Below are 23,004 nucleotides of genomic sequence, written 5' to 3'. Positions count from 1 at the left end.
ATCTCCATAATTATTGACGAGCCGATACATGGGACCGATCCGTACGCTGGATGACATTTTGGATATGCTGCGCCGCCGCGCGTCGGTGATCTTTTGGGTCATTCTCTTGGGGGCAATGGTATCGCTCTGGGTGGCGGCCAAGCAGCAGCATTCTTACGAAAGCTCGGCCGTGTTGCAGATTACTCGACCCAAAATCGCGGATGAGCTGGCCAAATCGACTGTGGATGGGTCCTCTGCCCGGCGGTTGCAGCTGATTGAACAGCGTTTGATGGCGCGGGGCTCTGTGCTGGAGATTATCGAAAAATTTGGTCTCTACACCGATCTACCTGGGCTGGTGCCGTCCGAGCAGGTGGCCCTGCTGCGGGAATCTGTTTCGCTCACTGGGGTTGCTGCCGCGCGCGAGGGGTTTGCAGATGACGGCACGATTTCAGTTCTGACAATCTCTGCGCTGATGCCCACGCCAGAGCAGGCGCAGGCCGTGGCGAGCGAGTTTGCGAACCGTACCATTGAGTTGAGCCAGAGTTCCCGTATTGAACAAGCCCGAGAAACGCTGACATTCTTTGCCGACAAGGAAGCCGCGCTGAGTGAAGAGGTCGCGACCTTGGAAAATGAGGTTACCGCCTATCGCAACGCCAACAATGTGGCACTACCTGGCGGGATTGAAATGCGGCGAGATGAGATTTCGACCCTCAACACCGGCCTGATTGAGATCGAGCGAGAGCAGATCGAATTGCGCCGTCAAGCAGATCAGACAGCGTCGACCCAACGGCAGGCCACAGCCCAGCGGATGCTGCAAGTGTTCGAGGAAAAGCTGGCTACATTAGAAGCGCAGCGTGAATTGTTGCTCAACCGGCGTCGCGCGCTTGAGCTTTCGTTGCAAACAACACCGGAGGTGGAGCGACAGCTGGGGGCCTATGAACGCAAGATGGACCAGCTGCAAAGCGAGCTAGAAGTGATCTCACAGCGCCGGACGGAAGCAGAAGTCGGGTTCCGACTGGAATCTTCGCGCCAGTCAGAGCGCCTTACCGTGATCGAACCTGCACCGCTGCCGGACTACCCGGTCACGGGCGCCCGCAAGAAAAAGGCGCTGATGGGCGGTGTTGCCAGCCTTGGTTTGGCTCTCGGCATTGCGTTTCTATTGGAGTTGCGGCGCCCGGTACTGCGCAGTGTTGCCCAGATGGAGCGTGAAACCGGCCTGACGCCGGTGGTTGCAATCCCTTATCTTGATACAAAACCAAAGCGGCGCGGGGTGTTTGCGCGTCTGGTCACGGCGTTCACCCGACGACCAGCGTCTGGAACGGAAACCAGCGGATGAGAGCGAGGCCACTGATTGCGTCTAGCCCACTGCGGTCATCATCTCTGTCAGGCGGGCCCAATGCCACCAGATCGCAGACAGCCCAACGGCCAGCGCCAGTAAGATAAAAACCGCGTCGTGAAGCGGATCCCAAACACGGTGCTTGCAAGCCAGCCAGACCAATACGGGATAGGCCACAACCATCGCAAATGCGAGCGCGGCGATGCCACCGGTCAGGCCAAACAGAATTACGCCCGTGAGAAACAGCCCGGTTTGGACAAGTGCGCGCGTTGCGGTAAAGACAAAAAACGATCGGCTGTCGCCTGCGGCCAACGCTGCCTGATCGTAGGTCATGGTAATCACCGCTGGCACCATTGCCAGCGCAATCAGCACCACCATGGGGCCAGCGAAAACATAGCGTGCATCATAGAGAAAATCGACGAGCCACGGGCCGACCCATGCCATGCCCAGTAGCATCGACAAGATCATCGCGGTCAAGCCTGTCCGTAACTGGCGCTGCTTGCGGCGATATCGCCGATCTATATGGGCAGGCTTGTCTCGATAGACGGGGATCATCAGCCGTTGGTTCACAGCGTGCCCCAGGGCCATCGGGAAACTGGCCAGAAAGAACCCGATGTTGTAAACGCCCAGCACTTCTAAAGGCACAAATTTACCCAGGATTGCGCGGTCCCCTTGCGAGGTCAGGAACCAGAACGCGGTCGAAAGAAAAATCCATTTCCCGAAATGCAGCAATTCCCTTAGGGCTTTGGTTTCCCAGCGGAACTGGCTGCGGCGTCCCGGCAATTTCAGGTGAACCAACAACAAAAAGGCCCCTGCTTGCAATACGCTGCCCAGCACCAGCGCCAGAACCGATTGTGTGATCCAGGCCAGCAGCACCATAGCGCCAACGCCGATAGCCTGGCTAATCAATTCCAGCGCGGTCAAACGCCCGACCAGCAGATGTCTGTGCGCTGTCTCAACCCGGATCGGGTCAAAACCATTGATCGCAAGCGCGACGCCGGCAATTGGCAGATACCACAGCAATTCTTGCGCGCCATAAAATTGCGAGATGGGCCAGGCCAGCAGCAGCGTCATCCCCCACAAGGCAAAGCCCCGCACCACCTGCACGCTCCATGCAGTGTCTAGAAAATCAGGATCATCGCCGCGTTGGCTTTGTGCGATGGAGGGACCGATGCCCATGTCCGAAAACAGCGCCAGCCCGGTGGTCACCACGCTGACCAGTGCCATCAGACCAAAAGCTTCGGGAAACAGCAGTCGGGTCATAATCAGATTCGCCGCGAGTCGCAGCGCCTGACTGCCACCATAGCCAATCATCAGCCATGAGGCCGACCGCAGCACCCGCGCAGCGAGGCTTTCGCCTTGGAATAGGGACAGAACCTGCTGCATCAAATCTCCCGAGGTTTTGCGACACATCTGCGATACTGCTCCCAAAAGGCGTCAATTCCGCGGCACCTTGGCGGCAATGCTGGGCAAGCGTCGCAACTAACGATAGCCTGCGATAACTGTTGCATAAAATGGGCCGTCGTCCTCGTGAAAATTGCATATATCCTAAACACCTACCCGCAGCCCTCGCATAGTTTCATCCGGCGCGAAGTACTGGCGCTTGAGCGTCAGGGCCTTGAAATCCATAGGATTGCCATGCGGCGGCCCAATGTCTCTCTGGTGGATCCCGGCGATCAGCAAGAACAGGCGCGGACCTCTTACGTGTTGGACGCAGGAGGGGTGTATCTCGCAGGTGCACTGTTGCGGGCGGCAGGACGGGCACCGCGACGTATGGTGTCGGCCCTGCACATGGCGTGGCGTCTGGGCGGGAGATCTCAGGTTGGTCGCCTGCGTCACCTGATCTATCTGGCAGAGGCTGCCTATGTTGCAGAATACGCCATGAAACAAGGGATAGAGCACCTGCATGCCCATTTTGGCACCAATGCCACCACTGTGGCACTGCTGGCGCATGAACTGGGCGCGCCGAGCTACAGCTTTACCACCCACGGACCAGAGGAATTCGACGCGCCGCAGACCCTGTCACTGGGCGAAAAGGTTGATCACGCTGCATTTGCTGTGACGATCAGCAGCTTTGGGCGCAGCCAGCTTAGCCGATGGGCCGCTTTTGGCAGCTGGGATCGCTTGAAAGTTGTACATTGCGGGATTGAGCCTGCGCGCTTTGCCGATCCGGCACCACTGCCCGATGGGCCGTTGCGGATTGCTGCGATTGGCAGGTTCGTTGAACAAAAGGGCCAGATGGTTCTGATCCAAGCTATGGCGCGGCTGGTTGCGGATCATCCAGATCTGCATCTCGCGCTGATCGGCGATGGCGAGATGCGCCCGGATCTGGAGGCGGCTATTGCGGCCCATGGGTTGGACTCGCATGTCACGCTGACCGGTTGGCTGGCCGAGGCCGAGGTCCGCACGGAACTCGCGCGCGCGCAGGCACTGGTGATGCCGTCTTTTGCCGAAGGCCTGCCGATGGTGGTGATGGAGGCCATGGCCACTGCCCGCCCGGTGATCGCAACCTATATCGCAGGCACGCCGGAATTGGTGATCCCCGGTGAAACAGGCTGGTTGGTTCCCGCTGGTGATCCTGAAATTCTGGCACAAGCGATCCGCGATTTGGCGGCAACGCCCCATACCACGCTGATGGCCATGGGGCAGGCAGGCCGCACCCGCGTTCTTGAACGTCACGATAGCGATATTGAGGCGGCCAAGCTGGCGGATCATTTCCGCGCCGCGATTGAAAACCACTAGGCCCTAGCGTCCGCGCGTCCAGCGGTTGTTATCTCGGTCGCGAAACAGCTGGGATTTAACGACGAGCGTAACCGCCGCATAAGTCAAGAAACCTGCAGGATCGCGCAGCGCGCGGGTCAGAATGCCGCTGGCACCGGGTCGTGTGACGTCTTCATTCTTCAGCAGCTCGGGAAAACGTGCGGCGATCTCGGTTACTCCGGCATTCTGGCGGCGACGAACACGAACCAGATTGCGGAATCCCTCTACCAAGGGCCAGCTGTAGGCGGCCTCCAGGCGGATCCGCTCTGCCGGGGCAAAGCTGAGACGGGCGTAGATGTCATCCGCGATGATATCCGGCCAAGCTCCCCAACGCGTGCGCCCTGCGGCGTTCATCGCAAAGATCCCAAACCCTGGCACCCCCTCGCGTACAAAAGGCAGCGTTGTCCAGAACCGCCCGTAAAGGCGGCTGATTACGCTTTTGGCATAAGAGAGCTGGGGCGACCCACTGGCATAGAGCGGTTGTTCACTGTCCAACACGACGCAAATCTGGGCCATCAGGGGGGGCGAGACTGTGACATCTGCGTCAAGATAGACCCGGACCCGACCTTTGGCGCGCGCGTCTGCGGCCTGTAGCGCGCCGATCTTGCCGCCCTCGGCGCGCGAGATTACCACGCAGATCCATCCGGACGGCACCGCCACGGCGCGGGCCTCTGCGACAGTGGTGTCGTTGCAGGCGTTGGCGATCACCAGCACCTCGCCAGTGGCGTTACCGGGCAGGGGATCGCTGGCAAATAGCGCATGCAGACACGGCCCGATATAACCCGCCTCATTGTGTGCGGGGATCAGCACGCTCAGGCGGGGGGTCATTTCGCGGCCTCCAGTGCGCGCCAGCGCGGGTTATCATCGCTCAGCGTGCGCAAGCTGCCCCAACTGCCCCATTTGCCGGGGGTGGAGACATCTGAATAGGCGGTGAACAGGTTTCCGCCCAGTGCAGGCCAGCCTTTCAGCAGGCTACGGTACAGTCCGCCCATGTCCTCGGTATAGTTGAAATGGCTGAAAAATTCGGTGAGCATATCATCATCAACCATCGCGCCAAGCCCGACCACATGGCTGCCACCTTCATACATGATCAGATCAAGTCCGTGGGTCTCCGCGACTTTGGCGTGATAAGGCAGCACCCGGCCGAGAAGGTCGCTGATTGTGTCGTCGGAACTGCCCGACACCAATCCATCGCGCAGCTCGGCTTCGGCCAGGGCGCTGGCAGCATCATACTGATGAGCCGCGACGAATTCTGCCGCCGCCGGTCCGTGCAATCCCTTCTCGGAGGCTGCGACCTGAGCCTGTTCACGGCTTTGCGCGATCCACGCGCGCAGCGTCGGAGCCCGCTCCGGCAGACCAAGAATGCCGCCGAAATAACCGGTGACCGCATAGGCATCAAAACTGTACGCCGGGGCGCGGCGCCTGGGATCTTCGGCGGTCCACAATGGGGCTGTCAGGATCTGCTCTTCCAGTCCAAGCCAGCCGGTCTGGGTCGAGATGACGCGCACCAGCCGATCCTTGGCCTGATCGCCAAACACGTCTGTCCAGATGGCGGCGACCTCGGCTGCACGCCCGCCATAATACTGCATCCACAGGTCCGCGCCCCCCCAGCGTGCGCGCGCCTGCTCATCTGCCCAGACAGCCTGTTCGAACTGCCAGTTCCAGACCTCGTTGGAGTATTCCACATAGGCCGTCAGATCGGGATTTAGCTGTTCATGGACCAACCGCGCGTAATTGCGAATATAGATATCGTCCGCCATATGCGGCAGTGTGAACCAAGGTGCTGTCCCCAGCTGATTGACAAGCGCCACCATCACCTCTGGTGGCACGCCCTTTGTGGCCCAGCTGTAGTCTTGCGGCCGTGGGCGATCTTCCCAGCCGATCTGGGTGCTGTCATTGGTGGCCATCCAGTCCATGAACCGCAATGCTGCAAATCCTTCCAGTCGCGCCGTCCAATCGGGGTTGAACAGCGCGCCCCGCTGCCACAGCGCCAGATGTCGTTCCATCACCACCGCAATTTGGCGGACATAGTCGCCGGTGCCCGTTCGGTCGCTGCGCTGAATGCGGATTTCAACCGCGCCGGGACCGGGGGTATAATCAAAGCGGATCTCATTCTTGCCGTAGCGGATATTTCGCGCGCGGCCAGTAACTTCCACGATGCCATCGCCCTCGAATGTCAGCACATAGCGGCCGGCCAGAGAGGTCGCCTCGACAGGTAGGTCAGTCAGGATCAGCGTCCCAACCGAGCCGAGTTCCGGGGGAATGGCGGTCGGCCAGCCGTCGGGATCAAGATAACCCGCCGCCGCCAAATCCGAATAATCCGCGCCCCCCCATTGCCCTGCCATGTGGCCGATCCAGGGCCGCGCAGTTTTGAAGTGATCCAGAAAAGGCGCCTGCGGGCTCCAATCCGCGATAGCGGCGAGGTTCATCGCAATTGGCTGTCTAGGGACATCCGCATGTTCGGTTTGTACTAAGCTGCCCGCAGATGTAGGCGCTGTTTGATTGGCTAGAGCAGGCGCATTCAAGGCGGGCAGCAGCGGGTCGGTGGGGAGCGGCAGCGGATCTGCGGGGAGGGCGGTGCGCAATTCCCGGTCTTGGGCGGCATCCCAGGCGATGTCCTGTAAACGCCGGGCCAGCGCGGGTGAGGACACGTTGTAGGACTTACCCCATTGGGATTTTAGCCTGTGCGGCAAGCCGATCGGGGATTGGCCTGACAGGACCGCATATTGCAGAGCAGAAATGAAATAGAAGCCCAGATCATTGGGGTGAATATCATCTGCAAAAACGTCGCGGATATTCGTTAAACCGGGCACAGTTCCTGCCTGAATTGCGTCATCCAAACGCGCCATCGCCTGCCCGGCCTTGATCAGTTTGATATCGCCGCCGGTCTTGCGGTTCACTGCATCGACGACTCCCTGCCAACGGGGGAGGTCCGCCGCCAAACGATCACGCCAAGGCAACACCGCGCCCGTGTCAAAGGGAACGTCGACCCCGGTACCACTGCTGAGACTGTGCCAGGTTTCCTGTAGGTAGACCTCGACCTCAGGGTTGGTGTTTATGGCGAGCTGGTAGAAGTTCGCCAACGCGCCTTCGGTGTTGCTCCACTTCAGATGGTTTTCCAAAGGGATCGCTTCGGTCACGATCAGGGCGTCAGCTGGCTGGGTCAGCCGGGCGCGGGCATTGATGCCCTCAGCCTGATCTGCATGGTCCCAATTATAACTGAGCGGTGCGCCATTGATAATCTGCGCCTCAACCGTGATGTTCTGACCCGCGGGGATACCTGCCTGTTGCGCCAACATATGTTGCAGCATGGTTGGATTGTCAGGCCCAAACAGCGAATGCCCTACCATCACAACACTGCCCACCAGCTCCGCGAGGGTCATTGTGACACCCCGGTTCGCGGCTGGGCGGTAACCACCTGCCAGACGATTCCTTGCACCTGACGTGCGGCTTTCGCGCTAAGTGCGTAGGCGGTGGTGCCATCGGCGCGTGTCAGCTGATGCGGCAGGCCGGTTGGGTTCAGGTGATAGAGAACGCTGACATGGGTCAGCGCCACAATATAGGCCCCCAGATCGTTGATATGAATCTGATCCAGCGCGCCCTCATCGGTGCGGGCAAAGAGGTCTTCGCGGTGGGTCAAACCGTCGATCTGTCCGGCCTCAGCAGCGCGGACAACCGCTGCCATCACCTGTCCGGCAGGGATCAGATAGGCGAGGCGCTTCGGGTTGCGGCGGCTGTCAGACCCGGCCAGCCCGCCGAGCCACAGCTGATCCAGATCCCCGTCAATCCGCGACAGCCAGCCATCAGCGATGTCCAGCGGGTGCCAGGTCTCATAAAGATAGATCCGCGTTTCCGGCGCGCCATCGCGGGCCAGATCGGCCCAGCGACGAAAATAGCGCGCGCCTTTGAAATACCGGATCGCATCGCGTAGCTCGACCATCTCTGTCAGGATTACTGCGTCATAGTCGCCCGATCCAACAGCTTCGCGCGCGTCCCGCCAAACCGGGGCGTGATTCACCTTGTCAAAGTGGAGGATGTCTAGATCCGGCTCCCAATGATCCTGCAAAGATGTGCCTGATCCAAGTTGTGCATTGTAGCGATGTCCGTACGGCGCCAATTGACTCACCATATGCGGCATGTCGGCCCCAACCAGTGAATGGCCGAGGTGATAGATCTGCATCGGTCCAGCGGGGGCTGCAAGTTGCGGCACTGCAAACGGTGTCGCCCGCGCACCAAACGGCAGCAACGTTAGCAGAGCAAGAAAACCACGACGCGCGATCATCGCACCTGTGGCAGCTGCGCTGCAGTTGCGATCAGCCCCTCTCCGATGACAAAGCAGCCTTCGATGGTGTCGCCCCGGCAAAACGGCAGCTGATCAGCTGTGAACCGCGCGCTGAAACGCCCGCTGGTTCGTTCTGGGGTTTGTGCCAGCTCCATGTCCAGTTCCATCCCGTCAAAGCCAAAGAAACATTCGCTTAAGCGATACTGGCATTTATACGCGGCTTCCTTGGCGGAGAATATCACTTTGGCAAGCTGACCGGGATTGTCCTGCCTGCTAAGCCAGTCGCGTTCTGCGGGGCGGCATATCTGCGGGATTAAGTTCTCTGACAGGGGTACATCCTCTTCCACATCAACGCCCAGCCCGTGCATGTCCTGGGGATGGGCGACCACAGCCACGGCAATACTATGACAATGGCTGATAGACCCCACGACCCCGGTAGGCCAGACTGGCGCACGTTTGGGACCAACAGGGATGGCGCATGCAGATAGCCCCAGTGTCTCCATCGCGTGGTGGGCCGCAGCGCGGCCCGCCGCAAATTCGCGGCGCCGTTTCTCGACAGCGTTTGGTGACAGGCAGGCCGCTTCTTCCATAAAGGGGGCTGGTGGCGTGCCTTGTGGATCGCAGACCTCAACCGCAACGGTTTCTGCAAACAGGGGTCGGATCAGTGCCCGGTATCGGGTGTTGGGTGACAGGGCGGCGACGCTCATCCGTCGCGGGCCTTGCGATTTGCGCGCATGGCGCGGCGTTTCGACATCATGTCGGATTTCGCGGCGGCATCCACAGCCGGGGCGTTTGTGGTGTCTTCGCGGCTGCCACCACCGTTTAGCGTCTCAATGTGATTTGCCAGTCCCGACAGGGTGGGGAAGCGGAAGATGTCTGTGATCGACAGTTTTGCGACCTCCAGTGTGCTGCGGATGTCGCGATGGGCCTGCACCGCCAGCAGTGAATGCCCGCCAAGGGTGAAGAAATTGTCGTCAGCCCCAATGCCACTGATGCCAAGGATGCCACTCCAGATTTCGGCAATCTTGCTCTGTGCCCCGGCGCTGAGCGGCGCGTCGGAGGCGGGCGCGGAAATCTGTACCGGTTTGGGGTCCGGCAGTGCCTTGCGGTCTATCTTCTTGTTTGGGGTCAGCGGGAAGGCGTCGAGATGTTCGATATGGCTCGGCACCATGACAGCAGCCAGTTGTTGCGTGAGCGCTGCCTTCAGCGCCGCCTGATCCGGTACCATAGGCCCGGTTACATAGGCGATCAGGCGGGTGTCACCTGCGGTTTCGCGGGCGATGACCACGGCCCCCGTGATGCCGACCATCGCCGTCAGCGCGGCCTCGATTTCGCCCAGTTCGATCCGCTGGCCGCGAATTTTGACCTGATGATCGCTGCGGCCCAGGAATTCCAGCTGACCGTCACCACGCCAGCGCACCAGATCTCCCGTGCGGTATAGGTGGGTTGAGGGCACATGCGTCCCCGCATCGGCAAAGGGATCAGGAATGAAACGCTCCGCCGTGAGATCTGGGCGCTGCCAGTAACCAGCGGTTACACCGGCGCCGCCGATCAGCAATTCGCCGGGCACACCAACTGGCTGCGGGGTCTGGCTGTCATCGACGACATAAACAGTCGTATTAGCAATCGGCGCACCGATCTGCGCCGTGCCTGTCGGCTCGTTCGCGAGGGTTTGCATGGTCGACCAGATCGTTGTCTCCGTCGGTCCATACATATTGTGGATTTCGGCACGGGTTGTCGCGCGCAGGCTGGCCACCAGATCGCCCGGCAGCGCCTCCCCGCCGATCAACAGATGCGAAAGCCGCCCCAGCACCGGGCTCGCATCGGCGTCCGCGTTGATCATCCGGGCCATCGACGGGGTGCATTGCATATGGGTGACGCCGTGACGCAGGATTTGCGCCGCAAGCGAGACATCCTCCGCCGCCAGTTCCTGCGGGGCGTTGGCAAGGCGCAGCACCTCTGCAAGGGGTTTCAGCCCCTCCAGCACGATCTCCGGCGCGATGCCATAGTCGATCAGGCAGGCAATCTCATCAACGCCGATCTGCTTGAGCTGCTCCACCCGCTGCAGGGCATCCGCAATGGTGCCAAACAGGCCAGAATCCTCAAAATACCGCTCAAAGGCGAAGTCCAGAATGGCCTCCAGCTCTTCTTCCGACAGCATGCCGAGGTCCATCTCAAACGGGTTTTTCACCCCTTCAGGTTTCTTGAAGGCCGGAAAGGCCCAGGCGTATTGCTTGATCAGGCCAGCCGCCGCGCGCAGGTAATCCTTCATCGGTTCTCGGGCTGTGGCGCGCGCGCCTTCGCGGGTGTCGGCCAGATAGCTGTGTAGCATCAGCGTCACCTTGTGATCGCGCGGGTCGTGACCGGCGGCGCGCAGGGCAGCATGATAGATGGTGATTTTGCCCGCGACCTCCTCAATGCTTTGTCCCAGCAGATGGGTCAGAACGTTGGCCCCGATACTGCCCGCCTCGCGCCAGGTTTCGGGATTGCCCGCCGTGGTGACCCAGACCGGCAGCTCCTTTGACACAGGGCGCGGCTGCGTCAGGACCGCATGTTCACCACCGTCCTTGCGCGGGAAGGCGACCTCCTCTCCACGCCAGAGTTTCCGCACCGTCTCAATGGCCTCGAACAGCGCAGGCTTATTGGCGGGGGGGGTGTTTTCGGGGCGCAGGATGAAATCATCCGGTTGCCAGCCAGAGGCAAAGCCTATACCCGCGCGCCCATCTGTCAGATTGTCGATCACCGACCATTCCTCGGCAATGCGGGCCGGGTGGTGCAGCGGCGCCACGCAGGATCCCGCGCGCACGCCGATATTTTTCGTGACCGCAGCCACCGCCGCGCCGGTCACCGCCGGGTTCGGATAGGGGCCGCCAAAGGCGTGGAAATGCCGCTCCGGTGTCCAGACCGCATTGAACCCATGCTGATCGGCGAATTTCGCGCCCTCCAGCAGCAGTTCATATTTGCGGGGGCCGGGACCATCGTCGTTGCCCCAGTAAAACAGGTTGAAATCCATGCCGCGATCACTGGTGGCAACCGGGCCATTGGACAGCTGCAACCGCGCCTCATCACTGGACAGCACCAGTTTGAAGCCGCGCGACAAGGTCCAGAACAGTTCCAGCACGGAGATGTCGAACGACAGGCTTGTCACCGCCAGCCAGCAGTCCCCCGGCTGATGCGGGATGCGGTCATCCATGGCGGCAAAGAAATTCGCAACATTGCCATGGCGGACCATCACGCCTTTGGGCGTGCCGGTGGAGCCGGACGTGTAGATCAGATAGGCCAGATCCTGTGGGCCGGGCGCTGTGGCAGACGTCTCAGCTACGGCGGAGACCTCGGGCAGGGCGTCAAGGCACAGGATATCGGCTGACAGTGTGGTCGGCAGCTGGTCCCGGTGTCCGCTGTCGGTCAGGATCACGCTTGCGGCGCTGTCGGTGATGAAATGTGCAATGCGATCCGCCGGATAGGCGGGATCCAGCGGTACATAAGCCCCGCCCGCCGCCATCGTGGCGAGGGCGGCAATCACCAGATCAGGCCCGCGCCCCAGATAGATGCCGACATGGCTGCCCGGTGCCACGCCGCGGTCATGCAGGATGGCAGCCAGGTCATCAACCTGCGCAGAGAGCTCGGCATAGGTCAGGCTCTCACCCTCATAAACCAGCGCCGTGGCCTCCGGGGTTCGTGCAACCTGTGCCGCAAACTCCGCCGGTATGGTGCTTTGCCCGGTGGCGGAACGGGCGGTGCTGTTCCAGTTCACCAACATCTGCCGCCGTTCGGCCTCTGGCAGGACGGGTAGATCTGCGATGGTGCCACCGGACGCCGAGGCCAGCACATTGGCCAGCATTTCGACCCGGCCCATCAGCAGCTCAGCAGCTTGCGCATCCAGTCGGCCTGTATCGATATGCAGGGCCAGCGCGCCCTCTGTCAGGGAAAGGGTCGCCGCACATCTTTCGATATGTTGCGCGCGCCCCAGCATGCAGCCGATATCCGGGCAGAGGCCGCTGCCCCCGGTCTGTCGCAGCTCCGGCGCGCGGGCGATCAGATCGGCCGCAAATCCACCGCTGTTGCGGGTGCTGTCCAACTCCGCAGTCAACCGGGATCGCAAATCGTCAAGGGGTGCATCGCGGCGGGCCTGCACCGGCACCCAGTCACAGATCATCCCGGCGATGGCAGCCTCCTGTAGTGCGTCGGTGCTGAGCGCGATCCCGGCAGCCTCCGCCCCGGTGCTGGATAGCGTGAGGGCAAGGGCGATGCTCAGCACATCGACCTCTGTCAGGGTCGCATTGTGGGAGAGCGTGAGGTGGTTGATTTCCGCGGCGCCATCAGCTGCCGGACCTGCCAAGGGCAGATCCACAGCGGGCAGGGCCGCCAGCGCCTTGCGCCATTTACCCTCGCTGGCCTGCGTCGCGGCCAGTCGCCGGGTCAAATCGCTGCGGGCTGCTGCATCAGGGGACGGTAGAATATCCCCCGTTTGAACATGATCAGTGGCGCGGATCGGGCGCCCGTCGCTGTAGTGCAACCCGTCAAGCCGAAGCGCACCGTCGCCGCAGGCCAGTGTCACCGTCGTGTCGTCCACAGCCAGCACGGTGCCCGGCGCGCCGGATCCTTCCGCAACTTCAGTCGCTCCGATCAGCGCCACCGCTGCCGCGCCATCTTTGCCTAGCTGTATTTTCGCAGCACAAAGCGGGTTCCAGTACCCGTTGAAATCAAGGGCGCGCACCAGCTGGTGCAAATCAGCTGCGGGCTGCGCCAGATCCAGCAGTGCGCCCGCTTCGGGACGGTCAGCGCGTGTATAGAGTTTGCGGGTGCTGAAATCCTGCGCCTGCCGCGCCAGCGTGCCGGTTTCCAATTGCCCCAGCACATCGGCGAAACTATCCATCGCGGCGGCATAGCATTTGGCGTTGAGACTATAGGCCGTCTCATCCCCGGCAATCGCAAACAGGCGCTGGGCGAGGATATCACCCTCATCCACGCCGCCCTCAATCATGTGCCAGGTGATGCCATACTCCGTGGCCCCTTCGATCAAGGCCCAGTTCGGTGTATTGAGGCCGGCATAACGTGGCAGCGGACCGTCGTGAAAATTGACGCCGCCCTTGCTCGCGCGGGCCAGCACGCTGTCGGGGATGATCTCAAGGTTGGCGATGGACAGCAGCCAGTCCACGGATCCGTCAAAATCGCGCGCGTCTTCAAGCACAGTCAGGCTCTTGTCAGCGGCCCACTGGCGGATTTCGGCGTCTTTTGTAACCACGGCGGCAATGCTGTGACTGCGGGCCAGCAATGTGTCCGCGCAGGCAACAAGCAGCGATTCATTGCCAAGAACGATACAGGAGAATGGGGTCATTTCTGCTCCTCCGGTTGAGACGGGGTCTGGCGCGGTTCCATAGGTTGGTTTTTTCGGCGGCGAAAGATCGCGCGGCTATGATGAACGATCAGATCCCGCAGAAAATAGGGTGGATCGGAGGCAGGTTTGTCCGATACCAGCCGCCGCAGCCCATAGAGCAGGCTGCCACTGATCAGCGCCAGTGTGGCTCCGACCGTATAGGCCCGCCCATGGGTGCTGAGAAAGTAATGCAACCGGCTGTCGAACCAGTATTGCGGGGTGCGCTGCCAGTCTTTCATCCCGGTTGAGGCGGATCCCACATGGGCCACCTCGCTTTCCGGCAGGTAATGCGTGCTCCAGCCAGCGCGGGCGGCACGGTGGCACAGCTCGGTTTCCTCAAAGTAGAGAAAGAACGTCTCGTCAAACCCGCCCACCGCATCAATCACCTCGCGGCGGATCATCAGACTGGCACCAGCGGTCCAATCCAACTGTGTCGGCGTGGTGGGGATCTCCATCGGCACCACGGCATCTTTCAGCAGGCGCGTCACAATGCCGGTCCGAACCGAGGATTCAAACTCCCCCGCGATGGTGGGAAAGCGAAAGGCGGTACAATGGGGCGTCCCATCGGTGCCGCGCACATAAGAGCCGACCAGACCGGCGCCGGGGGTCGCTTGCAGAAAATCTCGCAACGCGCGGATCGCACCCGGTTGCACAAAGGCATCCGAGTTCAGCAGGTAGTAGAACTCCGGGGCGCTGCCATCGGACAGGCCAAGGCGAAGCCCAATATTCATGCCCGCGCCAAACCCGCCGTTGCGGTCGCTGGCGATCAGACGCAGGCGGCCGCTGTCGAGCCAGCCGCGCGCCTGCACCGCCGTGAGCAGCTGCTCATAAGAGCCATCGGCGGAGCCGTTATCGATGATCACCACTTCACCGGGCAGCTCTTCCATCTGCTCCAGCGCGGCAGCGGCGCAGTCCAGCGTCATCTGAGGCGTTTTGTAGTTCAGGATGATGGTCAGAATGCGCGCATTTGTACCGCCCGAGGAGGCGTCTACAGGCTGCGCGGCGAAGGGGGCGGTGGCGTTGGTCATTCTGCCGCCTCCGCGGTGCTGTGGGCCAGCGCTGCGGCGTCGGCGGCATCCAGTCGCGCCTTCACTTCTCCAGCCAGCACACTGACATTGGGCACCAGAACCATACTGTCGTGATCGCCGGGGACCTCGACCACCTCAACGGCGGGGGCCCAGCGGGTCCAGTCGTTGTCATCAAAGACATATTCCCGCTCGCGGCTAACCCAATTCCCGGCAGAGACCTGCCAGTGCCGGTCCAGCGGCGGGCGGAACAGCGTCAGTGGCCCGGACCAAGGCTGCAGGTCATAAGCGGGCAGAGCGGCGCGGAAGGCCAGTTCGACCTTGCGGTTGTTGAACACTGGCGCTGCGCTGTCGCCGCTGGCAGCATAGCGGCGTTTCTCGATCTCCCAGGCGATACGATTGCCGATCCATTCGCCCAGGTAGCCGATCCCCTTGCTGCGCAGTTCGGCCCATTTGATCCGCACCTTGTCGCGGCGCGACAGGTCCGGGCGCAGCGGCAGCGGCGTGTCCAAAAGGATCAGCGCGGCAGTCTCTTCACCCTCGGCCTGCAATTGCTGGGCCATCTCGTAGGCGGTCAGCCCGCCGCCGGAGAACCCGCCCAGCAGATAAGGGCCGTCGGGCTGGACGCTGCGGATTTCCACAAGATAATCGCGTGCGGCCTCGTCCAAACGGTCATGTGGCGCATCCTCACCGATCAGGCCGCGGGCCTGCAGCCCGTAAACGGGGCGGTCCTTCCCAACCATCAGCGCCAGATGGCGCAGGTTCAGCACATTGCCAAACATGCCCGCCACCAGGAAGAATGGCCGCCGCCCGGTGCCATCACCGGGATGCAGCTGGACCAGATGGGTGTAGCTGGGGGCCTCAGCCGTTGTGTCGCCTGTGGCCTCAACCGGGGTCTCGGTGGTGAGACCGCCACCAGTGCGCGCAATCACCAGCTCTGCCAGCTTGGCAACCGAGGGGGCCTCAAACAGGGTGGAGATCGCCAGATCAACGCCAAAGCTGCGCTTGATCTGCGCAAAAAGCCGGACCGCGATCAGGGAATGACCGCCGAGGTCAAAGAAACTGTCCTCAACCCCAACCTGCGCCACTCCAAGGAGGCGCGCGAACTGAGCGGCGATGTCTTCCTCCACGGCATTGCGCGGGGCAAGGTAATCGGTGTCCAGTTGTGGTCGCTCAAAGCTCTGGCTGGTATCGGCATTCTGCGGCGGTGGTTGATCGGCCTGTGCAATCAGATCCGGCAGCGCCAGCGAAGAGACCACCACCTGCGACAGCCCGGTGGCAAGCGCACGGCGCAGCGCCTCGGGGCCGTCCTCGGCGCGGATCCCCTGGGCGATATTGCGGTGAAGGCGACGTTCCTCCGGTGACAAGGGCTGCGCACTGCCGGGGGTGGTCAGGCCCAGATCCTCAGCGCTGGCGTCTGCGCCCTCTGCCGGGGCCAGATTGGTCGCGCCGGGCAGCTGCTGCATTTGAAACCCACGGATTTCTGCCACAACAGTGCCATCAGCTGCCGCCAGCGTGATGTCAAACCGTGCGCTACTTGCGGTGCTGTCGACCAGCCGCATATGGCTCAGCAGGTCAATGGGCAGCGGGGCAAAGATCTGGATGCTGTCATAGGATACCGGCACCCAAAGCGCGGTGCCCCGATAGGCCGGGGCCAGATCAATGGCCCAGCCGGTGGCCAGATCCATCAGCCCGGGGGGCAGCAGTGTTCCGTCTTTCTCGGCAATCTGCGGCAGTTTCAGCTGGGCAAGACCTTCTGCAGCACCGTGGCGTATCTCTTCCAGAACATGCCAGCGAGGACCGAATTTCAGATGCGCTTCCTGCGGTGTTTTCAGTCGTTCTGCGGGGGTGGCCACCGATACCTCTGGCATGCGGAGCCTCAGCTCAGCGATATCGACCGGCGCAGGTTTGCCCCCGTCGATATCGGTGTCCAGCAGCGCCTGTACATGCAGCGCATAGCCTTCCGCGGTGCGGCTGTAGACCGCAAAGTCATAGCCGCGTTCCACCGGGGTCAACCGGACTATCATATCGCAAGGTGTTCCCGTGACCACCAGAGGTCGCAGGAAATAGAGATCGCGCAGCGCGAAAGGCGCGTCATGACCCAACTCTGCCAGCGCCTCAGCGGCATATTCGATATAACCAGTACCGGGGATCAGCGCGGTGCCATCCCTGGTGCGGTGGTCATCCAGAACCCACTGATCACGGGTCAATCGGCGGTGAAACAGCAAGCTGCCGTCATGGGCAAATTGGCGGCTGTCAAACAGCGGTTGATCGCAGGGGATGGGGTCGCTGCCCGCCTCGGGCTGGTGTGCGCCGAGGGCCTCTGCCGCCATCCCGACGTCCGCCCAGACACCCCAGTCGACAGCGACTACATGTGTGCTCTGATCCGGTGAGGAGAGAGCCGTGCGATGTTTGGCAAAGGCGTTGAGGTATTCATTGGCCGCGACATAGTCCACCTGGCCAATCGGGCGCGTCACCGTTGAAGAGGAGGAAAACAGCACCATCAACTCCAGCTGACCCGCGCCGAAGATGGCGTCGAGAACTCTCAGCCCGCTGACCTTTGGGGCGAGGACTTGGGCAATATCTTCCTCTGTTTTGGCCAGAACCGGCGCATCGTTGATCTGCCCGGCACCGTGAATAACGCCGGTGATCGGGCCAAAAGTCTCCTCAGCCGTTGCAACAGCGGCGCGCATTTGCTCGCTGTTGCAGACATCCGCGGCCAGCGGCAACACTCGGCCCTTGCCGATTGCGTCAAGTGCCATCACCGCGCGGATGCGTTGCGCGGTTGTATTGGCCGGGCTGTGGCGGTTCAGATAGCTTTCCCAGTTATTGCGCGGTGGCAACCCGCCGCGCGAGACCAGCACGACATTGGCGTCATACGTCTGCATCAGATCGGCCGCGATAGTGCGTCCGATACCACCGTACCCACCGGTGATCAGGTAGGTGCCACCCTTGCGGAACTGTGGCACTGTCTTGGTGCCCTCAGGTGTCTCTGGCAGCGGTTGCATACGCCAGCGTAGCCCATAGCGCTTATCGCCACGCCAGAGCGCGATTTCATTCGATGGATCCGCCATCAAGTCCTCTAGCAGGCGGGTGCTGAGATCAAGCGGCGCCGGATCAGAGAGCCAGCGACGCAGACCCGTGGCGCGCTGCGGCAGCTCGATATCAACCGTGGCGCAGCTGAGACCGGGAATTTCGCGCGGTAGTACCCCGACGGGACCGGCAATCATTGCCTTTTCCGGGTAGGGCAGGGGTTCGCCCCGCAGCTGCGCTGCTCCGGTGGTAAAGACAACCAGATGTAGCGGATGCGGCAGGTCGATCTGTGCCAGCGCCTGCCCCAACGCGGTCAGCGCATAAAAGCCCATTTCCAGATTGCGATCAAAGAAGGAAGCGCCGGGACGGAAGCTCTCGCCCTCAGTGACCAGCCAGAAGTGGCCGATACGACTGGGCAGCAGATCCGCCAGCGCCAGATCGGCTAGTAGCGCATCATAGCCCGCGCGCCCCTGTTCGGGGGCCAGCATATAGCGGGTCTCGCTCAGCTGTGCATAGGTGTCGCCAGGGGCCACCCGTACCACCCTATGGCCTGCCTGTTCTAGCCGTGGGGCCAGATCGGCACACAGCCCGGTGTCATCCTCGAACAGCAGCCAGGTTTCCGGCTGTTGACCCAGCTCGCTCTCGACATCCAGGTCGCAGTTCGCCAGCGCTGGTCGCCAGCTTGGGCGATAGCCCCAGTCGGCAAGGTTGTCATGGCGTGCGGGGGCGATCTGCGCCTGCTCTGGCATGTTGTCTTTGGCGGGTTCGATGAAATAGCGGCTGCGCTGAAACGCATAGGTTGGCAGGGGCAGGCGCTGACGGCGGGCATCTCCCCAGATCTGATCCCAGTCCGCATCAAGCCCACAGGCCCAGAGACGCCCAATCACGCCAAAGAAATAGGCATCATCGGCCATGTCCTGATCGGGGTGACGTAGTGAGCTGAGCACCTGACCGGGTTTGATCGCCGGGGCCATCTGCGCCAGCGAGGACAGCGCCTTGCCGGGGCCGACCTCCAGATAGATCCGGTTTGGTGTCTCGGCCAGATGGTCGATGCAGGCGGCAAACATCACCGTATTGCGCAGCTGGCTGACCCAATAGTCTGGGTTGGTTGCCTCGGCGTCGGTCAGGATCTGACCGCTGCGGTTTGACAGGATCGGACGACCGGGTGCGGACAGGGACAAGCCGCGCAGGAATTGGCGATACTCATCCAGAATGCCCTCTAACATCCGGCTGTGGGCGGCAATGTCGATCTGAATGCGCTGGTGATCGATTTCATCTGCGGTGAGCGTGGCCGATAGCGCATCAAGGGCGTCTTGTGGACCGGACACGGCGGTCAATCGCGGCGCATTGACGCTGGCGATGTCCAGATCGGCGGTAAGCCGGGCCTCCACCTCCTCAAGCGGGAGAGAAATCGACAGCATCCCACCGGCAGGCACTTTGTCAAACAAACGCCCACGCAGCAGCACCAAATCGATGCAATCCTCAAACGACAGTACTCCGGCCAGACAGGCTGCGGTGTTCTCCCCCATGGAGTGACCAACCAGCGCGGCGGGGCGTACGCCCCAGCTGATCCACAGTTGCGCCAGTGCAAACTCCACGATCATGATCAGCGGCAGCTGCACCGATGGCTGTTTCAACCTTGCATTGGCGGCGTCCTCGTCGCCCGGTTCCGGCAGCCACAGCGCACGAATATCGTAATCAAGCTGCGCCTGAAGGTGATCCAACCCCCGGTCCATCCAATCGGCGAAAACCGGTTCAGTTTCATAGAGATCCCGCGCCATGCCGGCATACTGCGCGCCACCGCCGGGGAACATGAAGACAACTTCGGGTTCCGCACCGGCGCTGTCATGATCAAATACCCGACGTGGATCACCGGCCTCCAGCAGATTAGCGGCCTCTGCGGTGGTTTCTGCCACCAGCACCCGCCGTTTGCCAAAACCACGCCGACCTTCTTTCAGAGTATAGGCAACATCCTCCAGCGGTGATTCAGGATTGGCACGCAGATGTGCTGCGAGCGCGGCGGAGTTGGCATTCAGCGCCGCCTTGGAATGACCAGAGAGGCATAAGACCTGGAATGGAAAGTCACTTTCTTCTGGGGCTGGGCGGGCGCTGGCCTGTTCCAGAACCACATGGGCGTTGGTACCGCCGACCCCCAGCGCATTGATCGCAGCACGGCGGGGGCCTTTGGCAGAGGTCCAGTCGCGCAAGTGGTCATTGACCACAAAAGGCGAGGTCTCGAAGTCAATCGCAGGGTTCGGAGCCTCATAGCCGAGGCTGGGCGGGATCTGGCCATGATGCAGCGCGAGCGTTGTCTTGATCAGCCCGGCCACACCGGCGGCCGTATCCAGATGCCCGATATTGGTTTTGACCGAGCCGATGCGGCAATAGCCGACCGCCGACGTGGTCTCACGGTAGGCCTCGGTCAGGGCCGTGACCTCAATCGGGTCACCCAGATAGGTTCCGGTGCCGTGGCATTCGACATAGTCGATGGTATCCGTCGGGGTCTTGGCGGCGCGCAGCGCCTGTCGCACGGCGCTGGCCTGCCCCTCAACCGAAGGGGCCAGATAGCCGGCCTTGTCGGCGCCGTCATTGTTGATCGCCGAACCCTTGATGACGGCCCAGATGTGATCGCCATCCGCCAGCGCATCCTCCAGACGGCGCAATGCAACCGCCCCCGCGCCGGAGCCAAAAACGGTCCCCTGCGCACGGTGGTCAAACGCATGGCAGTGGCCGTCCGGTGACAGGATTTCGTTCTCCTTGAACAGGTAGCCCCGGCCCTGCGGCAGCTCAATCGTGACGCCTCCGGCAAGGGCCATCTCACACTCGCCCTCGCGCAGCGCCTTGCTGGCGTAATGCACTGCCACCAGCGAGGTTGAGCAGGCGGTCTGAATGTTCACCGACGGGCCTTTTAGATTGAACACATGGCTGACGCGGGTGGACAGGAAATCCTTGTCGTTGCCAGTATGGCGCAGCAGGAACATACCCACATCATCGACCAGCGACTTGTTGGAGCAGATGTTGAAGTAGAAATAACTTCCCATGCCGCAGCCGGCATAGACCCCGATCGGACCGTCAAGACTCTCGGGGGGATGACCGGCATCCTCCATCGCGTTCCAGGCAACCTCCAGAAATTTGCGGTGTTGGGGGTCAAGGATCGCGGCTTCCTTCGGGCTGAAACCAAAAAAATCGGCGTCAAACTCCGCATACCCATCTAGTGCAGCTGTTGCTGCCACATAGTTGGGATCGGAAATTGTGTCTGCATCTTCACCAGCGGCCAGCAGATCGGTTTCGCTGACGGGGTGGATGGATTCCACGCCGTCGCGCAGATTTTGCCAGAATGCGCCGGGAGACTGGGCACCCGGCACGCAGAGTGACATACCCACAATGGCGATATCCCCGCTGTACCGCGAGGCATCGAACGGAGTGCGATCCGTGGTGTTCCCAGATGTCTTCAATTGCCCCAATCGTCCTCAAATCATGTGCCCGGCCCTGAATGCAGCACCGGACATAGCCCCAACCAATTAACAATACTGACCGCCCTATTCGGGTGGTCCTGCAACAGTGGCAAGAATTGGTCCCCAATCTGTGAAAAGGGCGTTCGCCCGCTGGCCCCCAAGCCGACGGAAAACCCTGTTCGCAATGTGAACCCTGCAAAAGATATACGGTATCGTTAGGGACGGATTGTGTCCAATCCTGCCAAAATTGCGAAAATAATGCGGCATCATAGCACGCTGCGCCGTTTGCGTGGCGGTGGCGCAGTGGCCAGCGCCTGATTGCCATCGAACAATTGCCGTTTGGGCGTGAAGAGACCGGGGTATCGCAACCGCTCAGCGTAGCCTAGCACCGATCCCGCACAGAGCCAGGTCACGGGTGTCAGTGTGGCGTTCAAAAGCATATCGACCAAAGTGGCCGCCAGCATCAACGCCAACGGCGCGGCAAAGGGAGAAAGCGTAGCGGCGGCATGTTTGCGGATCTGTTGCCACAGCAGCACCAACGGTCCGGCGAGCAGGCCCATTTCAGCAATGTAGCCCACCCAGCCAAAGGTGCCGAACACCAGAATCCAACGCCCGTCTGGAATGGACTCGATTTCTCCGCTTTCCAGATTACGCACCAGATTGCGGCCCCAGCCGCCCCAGCCGAACCAGGGTTTCTCAGCTGTGCGATCCAGCATTAGGGCCTCATTGGTAAAGCGAAACCCCAATGAGTGTGCACGTTCAGGGCTAAAGGCCTGTGCCTGTGCCAGAATGGCATCCACCGGCACCAAATCAAGGTTGCGCAACATGGGATAGACAATGGCAATGACCCCCAGGATCAGAGCCAGACGCATCTGCATCCGATATGAGGCCATTGCCACAAAGGGCGTAAACACAAGGCCATAGACCAGCGATGCGATGCTCTTGCATAGGATCAACACCCCAAAAAGATAGAGGGCGGCCATTGCGAAACGCCGTTGGTCCGGAGCTTTTGAACTACGGGCGAGCGCAGTTGCTGCCAGTACCGACATCAGCATGAACAGCGCCAGCCACAGGCTGTGGGGCAGGAATACGATGGGCCGGAACCCGCCTTGCCGCATGGTTTGGCTAAAGTCATGCTGGAAGAAACCATAGATCCAGGTATTGACCTGCGGGCTAAAACGCACCTCGATCAGCGAGGGGATCGAGTATACCAGCCCAGCCACCATCAGCACTATAACCAACTGACGCTGTTGGTCAGGATGCGACAAGTATCGTCGCGCCAGAAAGAAGGGCAGAAGAACGATGAACTGGTTGATCATCACCGACCCAAGATCGCGCCACCGCAAACCGGGCAACGCATAGGTGGGGAAAACGATGGGTTCGGCGTTTTCAATTACGCGGAACACAATCGGATCGCCGTTGGTCATAACCGTCGCGATGACAGAGCCCAGAAATATCGCCACCAGTGCCCGCATTGCGGGATGGCGTGGCCAGATCTCCACCTTGTGGCCCAGTACGTAGACACAGATCACAAAGGCCACGACCGCGGGAATGGAATCCTTGTCCATGTCTGGGACCAGCGGCAGGTCGAATACGGCCAACGGCGGTAGAAACAGATAGCCGCCGATCACACACCATAAAATCGCCTGTTGCAGCGGCAGACGCCGAAACAGATGATACGCGATCACCGGCCAGGCGATCAGCATCAGATATGCCAGTGCATTTGGCATTGATTGCGGGTCCTACGTTCTTTTTTG

Annotated in this window: 11 protein-coding genes; 2 read left to right on the top strand and 9 right to left on the bottom strand. The window is 61.3% G+C overall.

Translation table 11 applies throughout. The features are described from left to right. The first annotated feature begins 28 nt into the window (after positions 1–28). Positions 29–1,315, top strand: coding sequence for a GumC family protein (locus PhaeoP97_RS13950; RefSeq protein ID WP_072505574.1), 1,287 nt, complete (start codon positions 29–31; stop codon positions 1,313–1,315). A gap of 21 nt (positions 1,316–1,336) precedes the next feature. Here the strand turns inward: PhaeoP97_RS13950 and PhaeoP97_RS13945 are convergent, their stop codons facing one another. Next, the gene (locus tag PhaeoP97_RS13945) at positions 1,337–2,701 is read right to left on the bottom strand and encodes an oligosaccharide flippase family protein (RefSeq protein WP_072505573.1); all 1,365 of its coding nucleotides are present in this window, start codon (positions 2,699–2,701) and stop codon (positions 1,337–1,339) included. Between the two features lie 144 nt (positions 2,702–2,845). Between PhaeoP97_RS13945 and PhaeoP97_RS13940 the strand changes: the two genes are divergently transcribed. Then, a complete protein-coding gene (locus PhaeoP97_RS13940; RefSeq protein WP_072505572.1) occupies positions 2,846–4,057 on the top strand; it encodes a glycosyltransferase in 1,212 nt (403 codons plus the stop codon). Between the two features lie 3 nt (positions 4,058–4,060). Here the strand turns inward: PhaeoP97_RS13940 and PhaeoP97_RS13935 are convergent, their stop codons facing one another. The 8 genes from PhaeoP97_RS13935 to PhaeoP97_RS13900 all read right to left on the bottom strand — a co-directional run bounded on the left by PhaeoP97_RS13935 (position 4,061) and on the right by PhaeoP97_RS13900 (position 22,977). Further along, positions 4,061–4,903 (bottom strand): glycosyltransferase family 2 protein, encoded by an 843-nt coding sequence (locus PhaeoP97_RS13935; RefSeq protein WP_072505571.1) that lies wholly within the window; start codon positions 4,901–4,903, stop codon positions 4,061–4,063. Then, positions 4,900–7,458 (bottom strand): hypothetical protein, encoded by a 2,559-nt coding sequence (locus PhaeoP97_RS13930; protein ID WP_072505570.1) that lies wholly within the window; start codon positions 7,456–7,458, stop codon positions 4,900–4,902. Before PhaeoP97_RS13930 ends, PhaeoP97_RS13935 begins: the two co-directional genes overlap by 4 nt. Next, positions 7,455–8,357 (bottom strand): hypothetical protein, encoded by a 903-nt coding sequence (locus PhaeoP97_RS13925; protein WP_072505569.1) that lies wholly within the window; start codon positions 8,355–8,357, stop codon positions 7,455–7,457. Before PhaeoP97_RS13925 ends, PhaeoP97_RS13930 begins: the two co-directional genes overlap by 4 nt. Further along, positions 8,354–9,064 carry a 4'-phosphopantetheinyl transferase family protein gene (locus tag PhaeoP97_RS13920; RefSeq protein WP_072505568.1) on the bottom strand — a complete coding sequence of 237 codons (711 nt, stop codon included), beginning with the start codon at positions 9,062–9,064 and terminating at the stop codon, positions 8,354–8,356. The genes PhaeoP97_RS13925 and PhaeoP97_RS13920 overlap by 4 nt, the downstream gene beginning before the upstream one ends. Next, a complete protein-coding gene (locus PhaeoP97_RS13915) occupies positions 9,061–13,695 on the bottom strand; it encodes a MupA/Atu3671 family FMN-dependent luciferase-like monooxygenase (protein WP_072505567.1) in 4,635 nt (1,544 codons plus the stop codon). The genes PhaeoP97_RS13920 and PhaeoP97_RS13915 overlap by 4 nt, the downstream gene beginning before the upstream one ends. Further along, the gene (locus PhaeoP97_RS13910) at positions 13,692–14,762 is read right to left on the bottom strand and encodes a glycosyltransferase family 2 protein (protein ID WP_072505566.1); all 1,071 of its coding nucleotides are present in this window, start codon (positions 14,760–14,762) and stop codon (positions 13,692–13,694) included. Before PhaeoP97_RS13910 ends, PhaeoP97_RS13915 begins: the two co-directional genes overlap by 4 nt. After that, a complete protein-coding gene (locus PhaeoP97_RS13905; protein WP_072506492.1) occupies positions 14,759–21,247 on the bottom strand; it encodes a type I polyketide synthase in 6,489 nt (2,162 codons plus the stop codon). Before PhaeoP97_RS13905 ends, PhaeoP97_RS13910 begins: the two co-directional genes overlap by 4 nt. 266 nt (positions 21,248–21,513) lie before the next feature. Then, complete coding sequence (locus PhaeoP97_RS13900) at positions 21,514–22,977, bottom strand: hypothetical protein (RefSeq protein WP_072505565.1); 1,464 nt, start codon at positions 22,975–22,977, stop codon at positions 21,514–21,516. Positions 22,978–23,004 lie beyond the last annotated feature (27 nt).

Source organism: Phaeobacter porticola (genome assembly GCF_001888185.1).
GTDB classification, from domain to species: Bacteria; Pseudomonadota; Alphaproteobacteria; order Rhodobacterales; family Rhodobacteraceae; genus Phaeobacter; species Phaeobacter porticola.
Note: the sequence above shows the minus strand (reverse complement) of the source record. Positions and strands in the feature narration are given on the sequence as shown.